Origin of the sequence: Actinoplanes sp. HUAS TT8 (genome assembly GCF_051380535.1) — a bacterium.
GTDB lineage: Bacteria > Actinomycetota > Actinomycetes > Mycobacteriales > Micromonosporaceae > Actinoplanes.
Genome location: NZ_CP195646.1, coordinates 837797 through 857495 on the forward strand (window position 1 = coordinate 837797; position 19699 = coordinate 857495).

General features: G+C 71.8%; 16 protein-coding genes. 12 read left to right on the plus strand and 4 right to left on the minus strand.

Going from position 1 to position 19699, the window contains the following annotated elements; translation table 11 throughout:
* Positions 1-12 precede the first annotated feature (12 nt).
* Together ACSHV8_RS03720 and ACSHV8_RS03725 are read left to right on the plus strand one after the other, a co-directional pair.
* Positions 13-534, plus strand: a complete 522-nt coding sequence (locus tag ACSHV8_RS03720; protein ID WP_436529365.1) for an RNA polymerase sigma factor — start codon at positions 13-15, stop codon at positions 532-534.
* Positions 531-1160: a hypothetical protein gene (locus ACSHV8_RS03725; protein ID WP_436529367.1), complete on the plus strand. Its 630-nt coding sequence runs from the start codon at positions 531-533 to the stop codon at positions 1158-1160. The genes ACSHV8_RS03720 and ACSHV8_RS03725 overlap by 4 nt, the downstream gene beginning before the upstream one ends.
* Positions 1161-1338: 178 nt before the next feature.
* Here the strand turns inward: ACSHV8_RS03725 and ACSHV8_RS03730 are convergent, their stop codons facing one another.
* The 4 genes from ACSHV8_RS03730 to ACSHV8_RS03745 form a co-directional block, all read right to left on the minus strand.
* Positions 1339-2235 (minus strand): endonuclease/exonuclease/phosphatase family protein, encoded by an 897-nt coding sequence (locus ACSHV8_RS03730; RefSeq protein WP_436529369.1) that lies wholly within the window; start codon positions 2233-2235, stop codon positions 1339-1341.
* Positions 2236-2388: 153 nt separating this feature from the next.
* Entirely contained in the window at positions 2389-2961 is a 573-nt protein-coding gene (locus ACSHV8_RS03735; protein ID WP_436529371.1) for a histidine phosphatase family protein, read from the minus strand.
* Between the two features lie 133 nt (positions 2962-3094).
* Positions 3095-5083, minus strand: coding sequence for an acyl-CoA dehydrogenase family protein (locus ACSHV8_RS03740; RefSeq protein WP_436529373.1), 1989 nt, complete (start codon positions 5081-5083; stop codon positions 3095-3097).
* Between the two features lie 128 nt (positions 5084-5211).
* A complete protein-coding gene (locus ACSHV8_RS03745; protein ID WP_436529375.1) occupies positions 5212-6645 on the minus strand; it encodes a dihydroorotase in 1434 nt (477 codons plus the stop codon).
* Positions 6646-6723: 78 nt separating this feature from the next.
* Between ACSHV8_RS03745 and ACSHV8_RS03750 the strand changes: the two genes are divergently transcribed.
* The 10 genes from ACSHV8_RS03750 to ACSHV8_RS03795 all read left to right on the plus strand — a co-directional run bounded on the left by ACSHV8_RS03750 (position 6724) and on the right by ACSHV8_RS03795 (position 19557).
* Complete coding sequence (locus tag ACSHV8_RS03750; RefSeq protein WP_436529377.1) at positions 6724-7911, plus strand: CaiB/BaiF CoA transferase family protein; 1188 nt, start codon at positions 6724-6726, stop codon at positions 7909-7911.
* Positions 7908-8675 carry a cyclase family protein gene (locus ACSHV8_RS03755; RefSeq protein ID WP_436529379.1) on the plus strand — a complete coding sequence of 256 codons (768 nt, stop codon included), beginning with the start codon at positions 7908-7910 and terminating at the stop codon, positions 8673-8675. The genes ACSHV8_RS03750 and ACSHV8_RS03755 overlap by 4 nt, the downstream gene beginning before the upstream one ends.
* A complete protein-coding gene (locus ACSHV8_RS03760; protein WP_436529381.1) occupies positions 8672-10075 on the plus strand; it encodes an MmgE/PrpD family protein in 1404 nt (467 codons plus the stop codon). The genes ACSHV8_RS03755 and ACSHV8_RS03760 overlap by 4 nt, the downstream gene beginning before the upstream one ends.
* A gap of 211 nt (positions 10076-10286) precedes the next feature.
* Positions 10287-11930 carry a WxL domain-containing protein gene (locus ACSHV8_RS03765; RefSeq protein ID WP_436529383.1) on the plus strand — a complete coding sequence of 548 codons (1644 nt, stop codon included), beginning with the start codon at positions 10287-10289 and terminating at the stop codon, positions 11928-11930.
* A 121-nt stretch (positions 11931-12051) separates the two neighbouring features.
* On the plus strand, positions 12052-13026 hold the full coding sequence (locus ACSHV8_RS03770) for a WxL protein peptidoglycan domain-containing protein (protein ID WP_436529385.1): 975 nt from the start codon (positions 12052-12054) through the stop codon (positions 13024-13026).
* Positions 13023-14111, plus strand: a complete 1089-nt coding sequence (locus ACSHV8_RS03775; RefSeq protein ID WP_436529387.1) for an LEA type 2 family protein — start codon at positions 13023-13025, stop codon at positions 14109-14111. The genes ACSHV8_RS03770 and ACSHV8_RS03775 overlap by 4 nt, the downstream gene beginning before the upstream one ends.
* On the plus strand, positions 14108-15430 hold the full coding sequence (locus ACSHV8_RS03780) for an ABC transporter substrate-binding protein (RefSeq protein WP_436529388.1): 1323 nt from the start codon (positions 14108-14110) through the stop codon (positions 15428-15430). Before ACSHV8_RS03775 ends, ACSHV8_RS03780 begins: the two co-directional genes overlap by 4 nt.
* Positions 15420-16145, plus strand: coding sequence for an ABC transporter ATP-binding protein (locus tag ACSHV8_RS03785; RefSeq protein ID WP_436529390.1), 726 nt, complete (start codon positions 15420-15422; stop codon positions 16143-16145). Before ACSHV8_RS03780 ends, ACSHV8_RS03785 begins: the two co-directional genes overlap by 11 nt.
* Positions 16142-18913: an ABC transporter permease subunit gene (locus ACSHV8_RS03790; protein ID WP_436529392.1), complete on the plus strand. Its 2772-nt coding sequence runs from the start codon at positions 16142-16144 to the stop codon at positions 18911-18913. Before ACSHV8_RS03785 ends, ACSHV8_RS03790 begins: the two co-directional genes overlap by 4 nt.
* Positions 18913-19557 carry a neocarzinostatin apoprotein domain-containing protein gene (locus tag ACSHV8_RS03795; RefSeq protein ID WP_436529394.1) on the plus strand — a complete coding sequence of 215 codons (645 nt, stop codon included), beginning with the start codon at positions 18913-18915 and terminating at the stop codon, positions 19555-19557. Before ACSHV8_RS03790 ends, ACSHV8_RS03795 begins: the two co-directional genes overlap by 1 nt.
* The last annotated feature ends 142 nt before the right edge of the window (positions 19558-19699 follow it).

Consider the following 19699-nt stretch of genomic DNA (forward strand, 5'->3'; position numbering starts at 1 on the left):
AGGGTGGAGCTCGTGAACGTGGATCACCGCCGGGCGCGGTTCGAGGCGATCGCCCCGGCGGTGATCGACGCCGTCCGCCGTTACCTGGCCCGGCGCACCGACCCGGCGACCGCCGACGACGTGCTCTCCGAGACCTTGCTGATCTGCTGGCGTCGCCTCGACGAAATACCCGACGAGCACCTGCCCTGGGCGTACGGCGTGGCCCGCAACTGCCTGGCCAACGCCGAACGGGGCCGCCGCCGTCAGGCCCGGCTGGCCGCCCGGATCGCGATCCTGGACCCGCCCCCGGAGACGGCCGCCGAACCCGCGCCGACCGACAGTGATCTGACCGCGGTGCTGGCCGCGATGCGCCCCGAGGACGCCGAGTTGCTGCGCCTGTGGGCCTGGGAGGACCTCACCCCGCCGCAGATCGCCCTGGTCCTGGGCGTCTCCCCGAACGCGGCGACGATCCGCCTGCACCGGGCCAAACAGAAGCTGCGAAAGCTGATCGAGGCTGCCGGACATGAGGAGTCGAACGAAGGGAGCCGGCCGTGACCGACGACGATCTGCGCACCGAGCTGCGCCGCGCCGATCCGGCGGCGTCGCTGCCGCCGCTGCCTCCCGCCCGCGTCGACCACCTCCTGGAGCAGACCATGGCCACCCCGTACGCCGAAGCCCCCGTCAAGTCCGTGACCCCGGCGCGGTGGCGCCGCCCGGCTCTCCTCGCCGCCGCGGCCCTCGTCCTGATCGTCGGGGCCGGGTTCGGCTGGCTGGCCCTGCGGCCGTCCGACCCGGCGCCCACCACGGCCGGGGCACCGTCGGCACCGGCCGGAGCGCCGTCGGTCACCCGGCTCACCGGCGCCGGGATCGCGGCGAAATGCGTGGAGCCGACCGCGCCGGTCCTGGCCTCCCGGGCCGACCTGGCCGTCGCCGCGACCGTGCGCGACATCGCCGGGGACACCGTGACGCTGCAGGTCACGCACGTCTACAAGGGCACCGCGACCGACCTGATCGAGGTGCCGCAGGCCCCCGGCGCGTCCGAGGGGCTGATGGGCAGCGGCTCGTTCGAGAGCGGCAAGAGCTACCTGGTCGCGGCCTCCCAGGGCGGGATCATCACCTGCGGTTACAGCGGCGAGGCGGACGTGCCGGGCCTGCAGGCCCTCTACGACGCGGCGTTCTAGCCCGGATCGATCCTGGCGGCCCACGCCCCGGGCCGCCAGGATCCGCGGCATGCGAGCTACAGGTGCCCGACGTCAGTGAAGCTGACCAGGGCCGGCGGCCGCTCGGAATCCCACTGCCGGCGGCGCGGTCGTCGCCGACGTGCTGCTCCTGCCGCGCCGCCCGGTTTCCAGCTCCAGCTCAAGAGATCTTCATGCTGTAGATGACGGCGGCGTGGTCCGAGTACGCGTTGTTGTCGACCACGCACCAGCGCCACGGCTGGGTGCTGAAGACGTGGTCCAACTTGACGTTCCACACCGTCGTCGACCGGCCGGTGCGCACCGGGTTCGCGGCGTCCGACTGGTCACACTCGCGGTATCCGGTGGTGCCGTTCCAGTACAGCCCGGCCGGCCACACCCAGGCGCGGGTGTTGCCCGGCCAGTCCGGCGGCGTCACGTTGAGGTCGCCGCCGAACGCCACGTGCTCGTACTTGTCGACCTCGGCCTTGACCTCGGCCAGCTGGTCGTCGGCGTAGTCCCAGTCCGGGTGATCCTCGTTCACCCCGAATCGGGAGATGTGCAGGTCGCAGAGCCGGATGTCGTTGAAGTACGTCGCCGTGGCGCACTGCTGCACGGTGTTCTGCCCGACCCACGGCTGCGTGGTCGGGAGGATCTTCGGGTTGGCCAGCCCGGCGTGGATCACGATGGCCGTGCCGTACCGGTCCTGCCGGCTGCTGTCGTCCTCACCGCACTTGCTGTTGGACAGCACGCCGTAGTTCGACCACTGGTACGGCGCGAAGCTCCTGCTCCACCCGGAGCCGAGCCGGCTCATCAGCGTGGTCAGGTCGTTCTCGCAGATCTCCTGCAGCAGCATGGCCTGCACGTAGTTGACGTCCACGTGGTGCTGGATGACGGCGAGCTTGTCGGCGAACGTGCCGTACTTGCCGCAGTTCCAGCTGGCGCGCTGCGAGTCGCACATGTTCCAGGACATCAGCTGCAGGTTGGTGCCGGCCGGTGCGGCCGCGGCGGCCGGACCGGCCGGCAGCAGGGTGGCCAGCAGAAGCAGGGCGCCGGTCAGGGCGGCGCGAAGCTTTCTCAAGAGTCTCTCCCCGTGACAGTGGATCTTCGTCTGTGGATCTGATCGACCACGATAGATCAACCGCGGTGGCGCTCCCGGAGGGCGGTGGTACGGGCCCGGTTCTGGCCGGTGAGCGAGCACACGCCCCGGCCGCCAGGATCCGCGACACGCGAGCTACAGGTGCCCGACGTCGTTGAAGCTGACCAGGGCCGGCGGCCGCTCGGAATCCCACTGCACGACGGTGATCCCGCAGTTGGCCTGGTTGAGGCCGAGCCAGCGCCACTCGGGAGCGTCGAGCACGTGACGGACGAACCAGCCGATCACGAAGTTGTGCGTGATCAGCAGCTCGTGACGGTCCCGCTCGCCGGTGACCCCCAGGCCGTCCACCGCGGCGCGCAGGGCCACCGCGTCCTCGTCGCGCTCGTCGGCCGGCACACCGTCGAACCAGGCGTGCCACCGCTGCGGGTACACCCCGAGCCGCTCGGGCGACGGCACCGGCGTGCGGTCGACCACGAGATCACAGCCGTGCCTCGGCACCAGCGGCAGGTGACCGCCGACGATCTCGGCGGTCTCGGCCGCCCGGGCCGACGGGCTGTGGTGGACGACGTCGAACGGCACGGTGCTGAGCCGCTTGCCCAGCCGGTCGGCCTGCTCACGACCGAGCGGCGACAGGCCACCGTCCGGGTCGTGATCGGCCGCCGGGTCCTGCTCGCCGTGGCGCACCAGGTACAGCAGCGTTCGAGCCATCGACACACACCTCCGGATCGGTTCGGAGCCGTGCACGGTAGATCACCCGAGCCAGCGCCGGACACCACGTGACCCCGGACCGTGGCAAGGTCCACTGCGCGCCCTCGTCCGGCGGCTGACCGGGCCGCCGGCTTCACCCGTGCGAAGACAGCGTGTCGGTGACCCGCGCGTCCTCCTCGGCCATCGCCTGCTGGCGGCCCGGCTCCTCGCGCAGGATCGCCGCGTTGAGCCATTCGTCGGGGATCGCGAACGCGTCGACCAGCGTCGACAGGTGCGGGCGCAGCTCACGCAGCAGGTCGTTGACGACCGCGGTGACCGCTTTGGAGCGGGCCGGGGTGAGACGGCCGTGTTCCAGGAACCAGCCCTTGTCGGCTTCGATGGTGGTCAGCGCGTACAGGTCGCAGACCCGGTTGAGCAGGGCTTTCGCGCCCGGGTCGGTGGCCCGGTCGATGCCGGCGACGAATGCTTCCAGGGTGATCCGGTCGATGTGGGCGGTGGCCGTCTTCAGGACGTGGTCCTGCACGTCGTTGAAGATGTCGAACGGGTGGTCCTTCTTGGTCGCGGCGCCGTTGCGCAGGCGGCGGATCGCGCCTTCGAGGACGTGTTTCTCGCGGTCCTCGAACATGGTCAGGTGCCAGCCGCGGTCGGTGACCGCGACTTCCTCGTCGCGGCCGGGGACGGCGCTGATCAGGCGCTGGATGAGCCCGCGGGCGGCGGTGCGTTCCAGGACCATCTCGCGGACCTGCTCGGCGACGAAGGTGGCGCGGCCCCAGCCGTCGAGCGAGCCGAACGCGTCGCGATAACCGGTGAGCAGGCCCTTGGCGACGAGCTGCAGCAGTACCGTGTTGTCGCCCTCGAACGTGGTGAACACGTCGGTGTCGGCCTTCAGCGCGGGCAGCCGGTTCTCCGACAGGTAGCCGGCGCCGCCGCAGGCCTCGCGGCACATCTGGATGGTGTGGGTGGCGTGCCAGGTCTGCATGGCCTTCAGGCCGGCCGCGCGGGACTCCAGTTCGCGCTGGCGGTGCTCGTCGACCGGGCCGGGACCGGACTGCACGTCGGCCAGGGTGCCGACCAGCTCCTCCTGGGCGAAGACGTAGGCGTACGACGTGGCCAGTGCCGGAAGCAGTTTCCGCTGGTGGGCGAGGTAGTCGTTGAGGACCACCTCACGGTCGTCGCCGGGCACCCCGAACTGGCGGCGGCTGTCGCCGTACCGGATCGCGATGGTCAGGGCGGCGCGGGTGGCCGCCGACGCCGCGCCGCCGACCGTGACCCGGCCCCGGACCAGCGTGCCCAGCATCGTGAAGAAGCGCCGCGTGTCGTTCTCGATCGGGCTGGTGTACGTGCCGTCCTCGGCGACCTGGCCGTACCGGTCGAGCAGCATCGCCCGGGGCACGGTCACGTGGTCGAAGCTGATCCGGCCGTTGTCCACGCCGAGCAGCCCGGCCTTGTGCCCGGCGTCGCCCAGGGTCACGCCGGGCATCGGGTTGCCGTCGGCGTCGCGGATCGGGACGAGCCACGCGTGGACCCCGCGGCTGCGCCCACCGGTGATCAGTTGTGCGAAGACGACCGCCATTCGGCCGTCCCGGGCCGCGTTGCCGATGTAGTCCTTGCGGGCCGCCTCATGGGGCGTGTGCAGGTCGAACGTTCCGGTCGCGGGGTCGTACGCGCAAGTGGTCCTAAGTTTTTGAACGTCGGAGCCGTGACCGGTCTCGGTCATCGCGAAGCAGCCCATGATGTCGGTCGAGATGATCCCGCGCAGGAACTCCTCGTGGTGACGCTCGGTGCCGAGGGCGACGACGGCGCCGCCGAACAGCCCCCACTGCACGCCCGCCTTCACCATCAGGGACAGATCCGCGTAGGCCAGCATCTCGGCCGCGACCACGGAACCGCCCGGGTCGCCGGACCCGCCGTACTCCTTCGGGAACGCCGAGGCGACGCCGACGTCGGTCGGGATCTGCCGGATCAGCGTGGAGATCCGGGCCCGGGCCTGCTCGCCGGTCTCGCCGTGGACGGCCGCGAAACCCTGCTTGCCGAGCTCGTCGCGGACCGCTTGCCGGATGCCGGCCCACCGCCCGTCGAGGACTTCCTGCAGGCGGGCCGGGTCGATGGAGTCGCCGATCATGACTCCCAGCTAATCACGCGCCCGGTTCCGGCGCCCCGCGGGCAAGGGGTTGATCATGCGGTCTCTCGCTGTGAAGATCAAAATCATCTGCGCGTACGGCGGTCGAGCGCGCTTCCGGCCGGCCGGGATCAGCGCGCGAGGAAACGGCCCTGCGGGGTGCCGTGGACCTGGCCGTTCTCGTAGGCCAGGTGACCGCGGACGATGGTGGCGACCGGCCAGCCGCGGACCTTGCGGCCCTCGAACGGGCAGTGGTCCTGGCCGGACAGGAGCAGGTCGGTGGTGACCTCCTGTTCCAGGTCGGGGTCGACGATCGTCAGGTCGGCGTCGTAGCCGACCAGCAGGTTGCCCTTGCGTCCGTCCAGGCCGTAGGCCCGGGCCGGGTTGGCCGAGGCCAGTTCGGCGACGCGGACCGGGGAGAGGCCGCGCTTGTGCATGCCCTCGCTGAGCAGGATCGGGTAGAGCAGGGCGGTGCCGCCGAAGCCGGGGAGGGCCGGCCACAGGGCGTCGCCTTTCTCCTCCTCCAGGCAACAGGCGTGGTCGGAGGCGACCCAGTTGACCGTGCCGTCGAGGACCCCGGCCCACAGGGCCTCGGTGTCGGCCCGGCCGCGGATCGGCGGGTTGACCTTGCCGCCCAGACCGCCGAGGTCGTCGAGCTCGTCGTGATTCAGGCACAGGTGGTGCAGGGTGACCTCGAAGCGCATGTCGACCGACGGCATCGCCTGGCGGGCCTCGCGGGCGGCGGCCAGAGCCTCGCCGGAGGACAGGTGCAGCAGGTTGACGGCGCAGCCGGTGGCGTTGGCCAGGGCGGTGGCCTCGCCGATGGCGACCCGCTCGGTCAGCGGCGGGCGGGCGTCCGAGTAGGCCTTCAGGGTCTGCGGGTCGCCGGCAGCCCGGACCCGGTCGATGAACAGGCGCATCAGCTCGGCCTGCTCGCAGTGCAGCGACAGGGAGACGCGACGGCCGGGGTCGGTGCCGGCCGCGGAGACCGCTTCCATCAGCTGGTAGAGGTGGCCGAGGTCGTACTCGTCGCTCATGGTGAACGCCTTGGCGTCGCGCGAGTCGGCCGACAGGTTGAAGCCCTTGTAGAACATGTAGTACTTGAACGAGCTGATGCCCCGGTCGGCGACCAGCGACGGGATCTCGTGGACCTGGGCGGTGTCCATCGGGGCCAGGTGGAAGCCGTAGTCGGTCCACGCGTGACCGCCGACCGCGTCCAGGACCTCGGGCAGGATCTCGGCGTAGGGCCCGGTCTTGTTCAGGTAGTGCTGACCGGTGCGGAAGTAGGACAGCACCGTGGTCGCCCCGCCGACCAGTGACGAGCGGGTCTCCTCGGCCGCGTCGACGTCCAGGGGGCGGTAGATGCCGAGGTGGAAGTGGGCGTCGACGGCGCCGGGGAAGACCAGTTTGCCGGTGGCGTCGACGACCCGCTCGGCCTCGGCGGCCGGGATCTCGGTGGCGATGGCGGCCACCCTCCCGTCCGACACGGCGAGGTCGGCGCGCATCGTGCCGACGTAGGGGACGACAAGTGTGCCGCCGCGAACCAACAGGTCATACCGGCTCATCGGAACCTCCGGGGAAAGCTGCGTTTCGCACACAGTAACGGGGTTTCCTTCATTGGAACAGAGCGGTTAGTGTGGGGCATGACCGCCCTGACAGGCTTGACCGTGGTCGACGCCTCCACCCTCTTCGCCGGTCCGCTGGCCGCCACGATCCTCGGGGACTACGGCGCCGACGTCGTGAAGATCGAGCATCCGGCCAAGGCGGACCCGGCTCGCGGGCACGGCCCGGCCAAGGACGGCGTGCCGCTCTGGTGGACGATGCTCGGCCGCAACAAGCGCACGATCACCCTGGATCTCGGCCGCCCGGCGGGGGCCGAGGTGGCCCGGAGAATCCTGGGGAACGCCGACGTCCTGATCGAGAACTTCCGGCCGGGAACCCTGGAGCGCTGGGGTCTCGCCCCGGCGGCGCTGCACGAGATCAATCCCAAGTTGATCATCGCCCGGGTGACGACCTACGGCCAGTTCGGCCCCTACGCGGGGCGGCCCGGCTTCGGCACCCTGGCCGAGGCGATGAGCGGCTTCGCGGCCATCACCGGCGAGCCCGACGGGCCGCCGACCCTGCCGCCGTTCGGCCTGGCCGACGGCATCAGTGCGCTGACCTGCGCGCAGGCGATCATGACGGCGCTCTACCACCGGGACGTGCACGGCGCCAACGGGCAGGTGATCGACCTGGCCATCGTCGAGCCGATGCTGACCGTGCTCGGCATGCAGGCCATGGTCTACGACCAGCTCGGCACCGTCCAGAAGCGGACCGGGAACCGCTCGGTCAACAACGCGCCGCGCAACACCTACCTGACCGCCGACGGCCGCTGGGTCGCGGTCTCGACCAGCGCGCAGGCGATCGCCGAGCGCGTCCTGAAGCTCGTCGGCCGGGCCGACCTGATCGGCGAGCCGTGGTTCGCGACCGGCGCCGGGCGGGCCGCGCACGCCGACGTCCTGGACGAGGCGGTCGGCACCTGGATCGGGCAGCGCGATCTCGCCGACGTGAAGGACGCGTTCGAGGCCGCGCAGGCCGCCGTCGCCCCGGTCTACGACATCGCCGACGTCTTCGCCGACCCGCAGTTCCAGGCCCGCGACTCGGTGACGACCGCGCACGACCCGATCCTCGGCCCGGTGCGCATGCCCGGCCCGCTCTACCGCCTCTCCGGGACGCCCGGCCGGATCCGCTGGACCGGCCGCGAGCACGGCGCCGACACCGACGACGTGCTCACCGCCCTCGGTTACGACCAGAACGAGCTGGACGAGCTTCGATCCCAAGGAGTCATATGAAGGTCTTCGACCTGGCCCAGCCCATGCGGCGGGGCATGCCGCAGTCGCCCAACCATCCGATCTATCAGCACGCGCTGGTCCGGCGGCACGGGGACATGATCCGCGCCGGGGGCGGGTCGGCCGCCAACGACATCCTCGTCCTCGGGACGCACGTGGGGACGCACGTGGACGCGCTGGCCCACGTCTCCCAGGACGGGCTGCTGCACGGTGGCGTGGTCGCGGCCGACGTGCAGTCCGACTCCGGGTTCGCGCGGCTGGGCATCGACGAGTTCCCGCCGTACGTCGGACGCGGTGTTCTTCTCGACGTCGCGGCGTTGCACGGTGTCGAGACTCTGCCGGCCGGATACGAGGTGACCGGCGGGGATCTTGCCGCGGCCGCCGGCGATCTGGAGATCAACCCCGGGGACGCGGTGCTCGTGGGCACCGGATGGTCCCGCCTCTTCGGCAATGCAGAACAATTCGTGGGTACGTCGGAAGGGGTCCCCGGGCCCGGCCTGGAAGCCGCCCGCTGGCTGGTCGACAAGGGGGTGGCCGTCACCGGGGCGGAGACCATCGCCTACGAGCGGATCGCGCCGGGCGCGGGCCACGCGACCCTGCCCGTGCATCGGATCCTGCTGGTCGAGGCCGGCATCAACATCGTCGAGACGATGCTGCTCAGTGAGCTGGCCGACGCCGGGGTGAAGGAGTTCCAGCTGATCCTGGCCCCGCTGCGTCTCGTCGGCGCGACCGGCTCGCCCGTCCGGCCCCTGGCGGTGGTGCCGTGACCCGCCCCGGCGATCCGGCCGGCGGTGAGGGCGGGCGGGTGCCGCTGGCGCACGTGCTCGGAGAGTTCGCGGCGAGCGTCGACCCGCCGGAACGGGTGCGCGCGGACGTGCCGGCGCGGGTGCTCGACGTGCTCGGGAACGCCCTGGCCGCCTACGCCGAGGAGGGCAAGGACGCCGCACCGGCCGCCCTCGCCGTGATGCGCCGCTGGGGTGGGACCCCGGAGGCGACCGTGCTCGGATCGGGGGAGCGGCTGCCCGCGCCGTCGGCCGCCTTCGTCAACGGGGTGCTCGCGCACTCGCTCGACTTCGACGACACGCATCTGCCGTCGGTGCTGCACCCGAGCGCCTCGGTGGTGCCCGCCGCCCTGGCCGCGGCCCAGGCCGGCGCGCCCGGCGACCTGATCGCCGCGATCGCGGCCGGGATCGAGGTCACCAACCGCCTGGGCATGGCCGGATGCGACCCGGAGACCGGCACGAACCTCTACTTCGAACGGGGTCAACACGCCACCTCCATCTGCGGCACGATCGGCGCTGCCGTCGCGGTGGCCCGACTCTACGGACTGGGTCCGACAAGAATCGCCGACGCGATCGGCATCGCCGCGTCGATGGGCGCGGGCGTGCTGGAGGCGAACCGCACCGGCGGCTCGGTCAAGCGCACGCACTGCGGCTGGGCCGCGCACGCCGGCGTGGTCGCGGCCACCCTGGCCGCCGAGGGGCTGACCGGGCCGCCGACGGTCCTGGAGGGACGGTTCGGGTTCTTCACGGCGCACACCGGCCGCTTCGACCGGCGGGCCCTGGACGGGCTCGGCGAGGACTGGGAGCTGCTGCGGACGGTGTTCAAGCCGTACCCGTCGAACCACTTCACGCACCCGGGTATCGACTGTGCGCTGGCGCTGCGCGCGGCCGGACTGGATCCGGGGGAGATCGCCGCGATCGAGCTGGGCGTGGCCGAGCCGGTGCTGCGCACGATCGCCGAACCGCCGGCCGAGAAGGCGCGTCCGCGCAGCGGCTACCACGCGAAGTTCTCCGGCCCGTACACCCTGGCGGTGGCCCTGACCGGCGGAAGTGGGCTGGGCGTGGGCCTGGACGACTTCGTCGAGCTGACCCCGGAACGTCTGGCGCTGGCGGCCCGGGTGACGGTCTGCGCCGATCCGGCGGCGACCGCCGCGTTCCCCCGCGCGTTCGCCGCTGTCGTAAAAATCCGGACAAAGGGTGGTGCGGTGGTCGAACACCGCGTGGCCAGTTCCCGCGGTGGCCCGGGGCATCCGCTGAGCGGGGACGAGGTGCGGGCCAAGTTCACCGGCAACGCCGGCCGGGCGCTGGACAAGCCGGACGAGCTCGCCGAGGCGGTCGGGGCGCTGCGCGACGGTGGGCCGGTTTCCGCGTTGTTTCCGTCCTGACGCCACTTCGGGAAACGGTGTATCGCCTGGCGAAATATGGCTGGCCGGAGGCTTGACATCACCGGTCTGTGACTGAGTTTATAGATCCCACGCAGAAGTAAAACGCCGTTTCCCGATGGGAAACACGAATCGGATGCGTACCGCGCGCCAGCGCACCGCCACTGGGGACAGCGGCGGTGCACCCACCCGAGAGAGGGGACGCGGCACCACGATGAAACGCATTGCCCGCAAGGCACTGATCGCCACGGTGGCACTGGGGGCCGTCCTGGTCGTCCAGGCGCCCGCCGAGGCCTACGGGCCGACCGCCAACTCCCTGGGGTGCCGGATCTACTTCACCGACACCGGCACCGGATCCTCGCCGAGCACGTGGGCCGACACGTTCACCCTGACCCAGTCGCCGGCCAAGCCGGCGCCGGGCGCCAAGGTGACCGTGTCGCTCACCGCCGCCGCGGGGACCACCAACGGCCCGGTCCCGCTCGACGCGGGATCGGTGCCGGTGATCGCGACGGTCGGGATCTCCGGGTCCCAGACCGGCACGGTCACCCTCAACCAGCCCACCTACCCGGCCGCGGCCACCGCGGCCTACGCCAAGCTCGGCGGGTTCACCGCGACCGGCTCGTTCACCGCCGGATCCGCGGGCGACCTGACCCTCACCGTCAAGCAGGTCAAGTTCGCCAACACCACGGCGTCCACCTACTGCTCGGCCGAGGGCGACCGGGACCACAAGGCCGGCCCCGTCGACACCACGATCGTGCAGGCGGTCTCGGTCGTCGACTCGGGCATCGCGGTCACCGGGATCTCCGGGCAGACCGTGACCGACTCGGCCCGGGCCGGCAACACGATCAGCTGGAAGGTGTCCGGCCTGGCCGCCGGCGCCACGCTGACGGCGCAGCTGAAGGACGGCAGCGCCGGCGGCACGGGTGAGGGCGCGGGCACCGGCACGACCGACGCCACCGGCGCCGGAACCGGCACCCTCGCGGTGCCGGCCGGGGCCACCACCGGCAAACGGACCCTCGTCGTCTCCGACGGCGCGGACACCCTGTCGGTGCCGATCACGATCCTCGGAACCCCGAAGATCACCCTTTCGCCCGCGGCGGGCGGCGCCGGCACGACGACGACCGTCAAGGGCACCGACTTCAACCCCGGAAGCACCATCGCCGTACGGGGCTACCAGGCCCTGACCGGGGCGCCGCCGCCCCCGGCGACCACGGACGCGGCGGTCTCGGCCACGGCCGGGACGGACGGTACGTTCTCGGCCGCGTTCACGGTCAACGACAAGGCGACCGCGTACATCGGTGCCCTGTCCGGCAGCCTCTATGCCCTGTCGGCCTGGAGCATGTCCGCGGACGCCTGCACGGCGCCCACGGGCAGCACCTGCAACCTGACGTTCCAGCTCTCGCAGACCGTGAACGCCGGTTCGCTGTCGATGTCCCGGGGCAGCGGCGCCAGCACCATCACGTTCTCCGGGATCACGCTGAACGGCTCGGCCCAGACCGCCACGGCGGCCCTGCCGGCGATCAACGTGACCGACTTCCGCGGCAGCACCCTGCCGTGGAGTCTCACCGCGAAGGTCACCGACTTCACCGGTGTCCCGGGCGGCACCATCGCGGGGAGCGCGCTCACCGTGACGCCGTCCTGCGCCGCCCACGCCGGGGCGACCAACCCGGTCACGGCGGTGGCCGGCGACGCCGGGGTCTCCCTCGGCGGCGACGGCGCGACGATCTGCTCCGGCCCGGACGGCAAGACCGCCCTGACCGGCGGGTCGTTCGACGCGGCCGGGGACCTGTCCCTGGCCGTGCCGGCGAACCTGTTCGCCGGTACGTACGCGGCCACGCTCACCCTCACCCTGGGCTGAGCGCCGGGTGGGGGCGGCCGCCACCGCCCCCACCCACCGCGGCCGCCACCGCCTCCACCGGCCGCCACCGCCCCACCCGCCGCGGCCGTCACCGCCCACCCACCACAAGGGAAGGACGACCATGCGAATCCGTGCGAGCGTGCTCGCCCTCTCGATCCTCGCCGTGCTGATCCCGGCCACGCCCGCCGCGGCCGCCGGGAACGGCGAATGGTCGGTGACGCCCACCCCGGCCAAGAATCCGGGCCCCACGCCCCGGCTGATGTTCTTCCTGGACGCCCCGGGCGGCCAGACCGTCAAGGAGTCGGTCCGGGTCAGCAACCTCACCACGAAGCCCAAGTCGTTCCTGGTCTATGGCGCGGACGCGTACAACACGCCGCACAACGGCGGATTCGCCTTCCGGTCCCGCGACGAGAAGCAGGCCGACCTCGGCTCCTGGGTGGTCTCTCCGGTCTCCTCGGTCGAGATTCCGGCGCGGACGAGCGCGGACATCCCGTTCACGATCGCCGTCCCGTCGAATGCGACCCCGGGCGACCACGTGGGCGGCATCGTCGCCATGGAGGCCGAGCCGGGGGCGACCGCCGACGCGGACGGTGCCGCGGTCCGGGTGCAGCGCGCCGTCGCCGCCCGGATCTACCTGCGGGTGGCCGGCACGATCCGGCCCGGCCTGAGCGTCGCCGACCTGACCGTCGACATCGACGCGCCACTGCTGCCGATCGGCACGGACGGGGCGATGGCCTACCGGGTCAGCAACATCGGCAACGTGCACCTGGTCCCGGGCGCGACGGTGAAGGTGACCGGCCTCTTCGGGCATCGGATCACGGCCGAGGGGTCGGAGCCGTCGAGCGACATGGTGCCCGGCGCGGACGGCACGTTCACCGCGCGGACCCGGGGGATCTGGCCGCTCGACGTGGTCACGACGCGGGTGACGGTGCGGGCCGAGGGAGACGTCTACGCCGCCCGGTCGAAGCGGACCGTGGTCGTGTCGTGGAGCGCGCTGGCCCTGCTCGCCCTTCTGGTCCTGGCGATCTGGTGGCGGATCCGCCGCCGGGTCCGTAGCCGGGTGGCGAAACCCCGCGGCTTGGTGGCCACCGGATGAATCGCCTATGTCCGAAAATAGCCGCGCTGGCCCTGCTGCTGATCCTGCTGCCGGCCAAAGCCGACGCCAGCGGCCAGGTCGCGCGTCTGTCGACCGGCAGCGCGAAACCCGGCGAGACCGTCCGGGTCACCGGCGAGGGCTGGGCGGCCGGCAAGCTGCTGCAGTTCGTCACCTGCGGCGAGGGCGGCCTGACCGGCTCGGCCGCCTGCGACATGCGCGCGGCGCTGGCCACCCCGGTCCGGGCCGACGGCACGTTCGTGGTCGATCTGCAGGTCGGCGACCCGCCGAAGGCGTGCCCGTGCGTCGTGCACATCGCCGGCGTGCAGGGCGAGACCGACGAGCCGGTCAACCTGCTGCTGGCCCTCTCCGGTCACAACAGCGCCGCGCTGCCGGCCGCCGCGACCGTCGCGCACCAGCTGGAGGTGCAGGACTACCACCTGAGCGGGCAGACCGCGGCCGCCTGGTTCGGCGCCCCGGAACACCTGAAGCTGACGTTCACGGTCCGCAACCCGACCGACTCCACGCTCGTCGACGCGACCCTGCAGGCCCGTCTCGGCGGTGGCGGCAGCGACAACGTCTTCCATCAGGAGAAGGTCACCGGTCTCGGACCCGGGCAGAGCCGCACGTTCACGGTGCCGGTCGACATTCCACTGTTCGCTTTCGGACGGTACGTCGTGACCGCCGACGTCGGTGGACTCGCCGGTGTGCGGATGCGTTACAACGCGTACCCCTGGGGCCTGATCTTGATCAATGTGGCCGGAGTGCTGCTGATCGCCTGGGGAGTGCTCCGACGGCTGCTCCGGCGGCGGGAGTTGCGGCACGTCAACCCGGCCGACGCGATGCTGCCGGCGGTGGTCCGGCTCGGCGGGCTCGGCGCCTACCTGGTCTTCGACGACGCCCCGGGCGCTCGCCGGCTGCACGGGCGGGCCGGCGCCCAGCTCAGCCTGGACGGCCTGCGCCATCTGATCGGTCCCGGACAGGGACAGCAACGCGGTGACTCGGTCCTCGACGTCGACGCGCTCGGTCATGTGCTGGCCCGGCGCTACCCGCGAGGACTCTCGGTGATGGAAGAGGACGACGCATGAAACCCGACTGGCCGCTGCTGTTCCGCGTCGGCGTGGTGCTGCTCGCGACCACCCTGGCCTACACCAGCTGCGGCGCGCTGATGCCCGGGCAGACCGGGCCGGTGTCGACCGGCGGCACCGGCCCGGGGGTGACCGCGGACGCCGTCAAGGTCGTGTTCATCGGCACCGACCTGGGCAAGACGGCCTCGATGACCGGGTTCAAGCAGCCCGACGTCGGTAAGCCGGCCGAGCAGGTCAAGGCCCTGGAGACGTACGTCAACGCGCACGGCGGGATCGCCGGCCGGCAACTCCAGGCGGTCTACCGGGAGTACGAGGCGAGCAACGACTCCCCGGCCGCCGAGACCACCCTGTGCAGCCAGATCACCCAGGACGACAAGGCGTTCGCGGTCGTGCTCACCGGCCAGCTGCAGTCCAACGCCCGGCCCTGTTACGCCCAGCGGCAGACGCTGATGCTCGACGCGACGCTCATCGCCGACGACCAGGCGACGTTCACGCGGCTGCAGCCGTACCTGTGGACCGCGTCGTTCGTCGAGTACGACGCGTTCGCCACCTCGTTCCTGTCGGTGCTGCGCAAACAGAAGTTCTTCGACGGCCGGGACCGGGCCGGGCTGGTCGCCGCCGACACGCCGGCCAACCACGCCGTCTACGACGACATCGTGGTGCCGACGCTGCGGCCGGCCGGTGTCACGGTCACCGTCTCGTGGATCGACACCACGTCGCTGAGCAGCCTCAACACCGGTCTCAGCCAGGCTGCGGTGAACTTCCGGGGTAAGAAGATCGACCGGGTGTTCTTCCTCGGCGGTGCCCGGATCGCACCGTTCTTCATGACCGCCGCGGTCGCGCAGAGCTTCACCGCCCGCTACGGGATCTCGACGTTCGACAGCCCGAGCTTCATGGTCGCCAACCCCGGGCTGATCCCGGCCGAGGCACTCAAGGACATGGTCGGGGTCGGGTTCGCGCCCGGCTACGACGTGCCGGACAGCAAGCTGTCATTTCCGGACACGGACGCGGAGAAGAACTGCCAGAAGATCTACGCCGACGCCGGCATCACCTTTCCCGAGCGACAGAACGCGCGGGTGGCGTTCGGGTACTGCGACGCGGCGCTGCTGCTCCAGGCCGGTGCGAAGGATCTCGGCGACAACCTGAACGCGGCCGCCTGGGCCGAGAACGCGCAGAAGGCCGCGTTCACCACCGCGGCCGGGTTCGGCGGGGAAACGGCGAGCCGCTTCGCCAAGGGCACCGGCTACCGGGTCCTCAAGTACGACGCCGCCTGCCCCTGCTTCACCTACGAGGGCCCGGTGACCGGCCTTGGCGACTGACGCCCTCGAGGTGACCGGCCTGACCGGCGGATACGGCGCGATCCAGGTCCTGTTCGGCATCGACCTGACGGTGAGCCGGGGCGAGACCGTCGCGCTGTGCGGCCCGAACGGGGTCGGGAAGTCCACCCTGGTCCGCATGCTGGCCGGCCTGAACCGGCCGGATTCCGGCACGATCCGGCTCGGCGGGCACGACATCACCGCCGTCCCCGGGCCCAAGCGGGTCAGACTCGGCCTGTCCACGGTGATCGGGCAGCAGGCGTTCGGATCGCTGTCGGTCCGGGACAACCTGCGCGTGCACGCCTACCCGAACACGCGCGACGACGACCGGGTGGAGACCGTCGTCGACGGCGCGCTCGCGGTCTTCCCGCGGCTGGCCGCCCGCGCCGACCAGCCGGCGTCCCACCTGTCCGGCGGCGAGCGGCAGATGCTGGTCCTGGCCAAGACCCTGATCCAGCGGCCGGCCGTGCTGCTGATCGACGAGTTCTCGCTCGGCCTGGCCCCGGTCGTGGTCGGCGGCCTGCTCGAACTGGTCCGGCGGCTGGCCGCGGCCGGCGTCGCCACGCTGCTCATCGAGCAGTCGGTGAACGTGGCCATGGCGGTCGCCGACCGGCTGCTCTTCATGGAGCACGGCACGATCATCGCCGAGCACACGCCGGACGAGCTGCGTGCCGCGCCCGACCTCGCCCGCCGCCTGGTTCTGGGAGGTCACGCGTGACGCTCGGGGGCTTCGATCTCGGGTTCGACCGGCTGGCGGTCGGGCTTTTCACCGGGCTCACCTACGGACTGCTCGCGGTCGGCCTGGTCCTGGTCTACCGGTCGAGCCGCTTCGTCAACTTCGCCCACGGCGCGATCGGCGTCTTCGGTGCCGCCGTCCTCGCGCGCCTCACCGACGGCGTGAACTTCTGGATCGCGTTCCCGATCGCCATCGCGGTCGCCGGTGCGCTCGCCGCCGGCACCGAGATGACCGTCGTCCGGCGACTCAGCGGACGCCCCCGGGTGATCGGCATGATCGCCACGCTCGGCCTGTCCCAGTTCATCCTGGTGCTGGCGCTGCTCGTGGACCGGGACAGCTTCTCCGGCAGCACCTATCCGCGCCCGCCCGGGCTGCCCGCGTTCACCATCGGCACGACCGCGGTGGGCTCGTCGCTGACCGCCATGCTGGTGCTCACGCCCGTACTGCTGGGGATCCTCGCCTTTTTCCTGCGGCGCACCCGGTACGGCATCGCGATCCGGGCCGCCGCCGACCACCCCGACGCGGCGACCGTGAACGGCGTCCCGGCACCCCGGATGACCAGCCTGGCCTGGGCGGTCGCCGGTGGCGTGGCGGCGTTCTCGTCGATCCTGCTCACCCCGACGCAGGGCGTGCAGTCGATCGAGTCGCTCGGGCCGGAACTGCTGCTGCGCGGGCTGGCCGGTGCGGTGATCGCCCGGATGACGTCGCTGCCGATCGCGTTCACCGCCTCGGTCGCCGTCGGCGTGCTCGAACAGGTGCTGCTCTCCCGGGAGACCGCCGGGTTCGTGGACGTCGTGCTGGGCGTGGCGATCCTGATCTCGCTGCTGCGCCAGCGGTCGGGCGGACGGCGTTCCGAGCAGTCGCTCTGGCCGCGCTCGCGGACCACCGCGTTTCCGCGCTCGGTGCTGATCGTTCTCGGACTGGCCGGCGTCGGGCTGGCGTACGTGGTCAGCAACTCGACCGCCTCGGTCCTGACCACGATCTGCGGATACGCGCTGGTCGGCATGTCGGTCGTGCTGGTCACCGGCATCGCCGGCGAACTGTCCCTGGGCCAGTTCGGTTTCGCCGGCATCGGCGCCGCCGTCGCCGTCCACGTGGCCGCGCTCAGCGGCAACCTGTTCCTCGGCACGATCGCCGGCTGCGCGTCCGCCGCGGTCGCGTCGATCCTGATCGGCATCCCGGCCCTGCGACTACGCGGGGTGGCGCTCGGCGTCACCACGCTCGCCTTCGCGCTCGCCACCAGCGGCTGGCTGCTTCGGCAGGATTGGCTGCTCGGGGACGGTCTGACCACGCCCTATCCGGTCTGGCACGACTACGTCGTCAGCGTCTCCACCGACTACTACCTGTTCGCGCTGATGCTGCTCGGTCTCGGCTGGTGGATCACCGCGCGGCTGCGCCGCGGCGGCTTCGGCCGCCTGCTCATCGCACTCCGCGACAACGAGGAGGCCGGCCGGGCCCTCACGGTCCCGGCGGCACTGCGCAAACTGCAGGTGTACGGCGTGGCCGGCGCGCTCGCCGGCCTCGGCGGCGTGGTGATCGGATTCGGGCAGTCGCAGCTCGGCATCAACACGTTCCCGGCCTCCGCCAGCATCGACGTGGTCGCCCTGGCCGTTGTCGGCGGTCTCTCCCGCCCCGGCGGCGCGCTGCTCGGATCACTGGTGATCGTGGGCCTGCCGGCGCTCATCCCGATGGGCATTCCCGGTCAGGCCGCGCTCACCCTGGCCTGGCTCCTGATCGTCGTCCTCCTCCCCGACGGCCTCAGCGGCCTGCCCCGCACGCTGCGCTCCCGGCTCGTTCTCCGGGCCGAGGCCGCGGCCGGTCCGGGAAGGCTGCGCCGGTTGCGGTCCCGGCCGGCTTTCAGGGCTCTTCCCGTACGTCCGGAGCAGCCCTCAGCACCAGCCGGGACAGGGGAGCGGTGGCGCGTCCGGGAACTGCCGGCCGACCGGCTCGAACCGGACGGCGGCGGCGGGCCGCTCCTCGAAGTGGCCGGGATCCGGCGATCGTTCGGCGGCGTGCGGGCCGTGCAGGACGCCACCTTCACCGTGGCCGAAGGCGAGATCGTCGGGATCATCGGGCCGAACGGGGCCGGCAAGACCACCCTGTTCGAGATCCTGGCCGGGTTCACCGGCTCCGACAGCGGAGTGGTGCGCTACCGGGGGCGGGCCGTCACCGGCTGGAGCCCGGAACGACGGGCGCGGGCCGGGCTCGTGCGCTCCTTTCAGGACGCTCGGCTGTTCCCGGCCATGTCCGTACGGGAAAATCTCATGATCGCCGCGGAGGGCCGCAGCCCGTCACGTCTCGCCGAAGATCTCCTCGGTGGTGAGCGGCCGGAGGCCGCGAAGGCCGGACAGGCCGGCGCCGCCCTGGCCGCGATGGGGCTCGACGCGATCGCCGACCGGCCGGTGGGCGAACTGTCCACCGGAACCCGGCGGCTCGTCGAACTCGGCTGCCTGCTCACGCTGCGCCCGCGGCTGCTGCTGCTCGACGAGCCGTCGTCCGGGCTCACCCAGGCCGACGGCGCCGCCCTCGGCGACCTGATGCTCCGCGTGCGCGCCGAACTCGGCACCACCGTGCTGGTCATCGAACACGACCTGCCGCTGCTGTCCCGGGTCGCCGACCGGCTGATCGCCATGGACGCCGGGCGGGTCATCGCGGCCGGAACCCCCGACGAGGTCCGCGCGCACCCCGCCGTCGTCCTGTCCTACCTCGGCACCGACGAGGCTGCCGTCACCCGATCTGGAGGCATCTGATGGTCCGGTCCAAGAACCTGATTCTTTCCGTCGCGATCGGCATCCTCGCCGCCACCGGCGTCGTCCTCGTCGACGGCTCACCCGCCTCGGCCAAACCGACCCTGCACGTCTCCAGGACGAGCGGCCTCAAGAGCGGGCAGTCGATCACCGTCTACGGCACCGGATTCACCAAGAACCTGACCAACATCGCGCTCGGGCAGTGCATCAAGAACCCGGCCTCGTCCACCGACTGCAACCTGTCCGGCGGCGCCGAATTCGTCGACTCCGACGCCAGCGGCAAGACCCGGACCGTGACCCTCAAACTGGCCACCACGTTCAGCGGCCACAAGTGCGGGACGACCGGATGCGTGATCGCGGCCCAACTACTGCCGTCGAGCAACCCGGCCGACGTCGTCGCGGCCAACAAGGTGCAGGTGGCCATCACGTTCACCGGCGGAACCGGGACGACCACGGCACCGACGACGGCGGCCACGTCGACCAGCTCGACCAGCGCGGCGGCCACCGGCACCACCGACTCGGACGCGTTGCCCAAGACCGGGCCGGGACTGGAATGGGCGACCATGGGCCTGATCGGGACGGCACTGCTGCTGCCCGGGCTCGGGCTGCTCGCCATGCTGCCGGCGCGGCGGCGGCGGATGCTCTGACCGGGGGCGGTTCAGGGTCGTGGGGACGGCTTTGCGCGGGGCAGTCCCCACGACCCCGATTCGTCCTGGCTGTTCAGCTCGGCCTTTGCTCGTCAGCCTTTGCTCGTCAGCCCGCGCTTGTCAGCTCTCGCTCGTCAGCCTT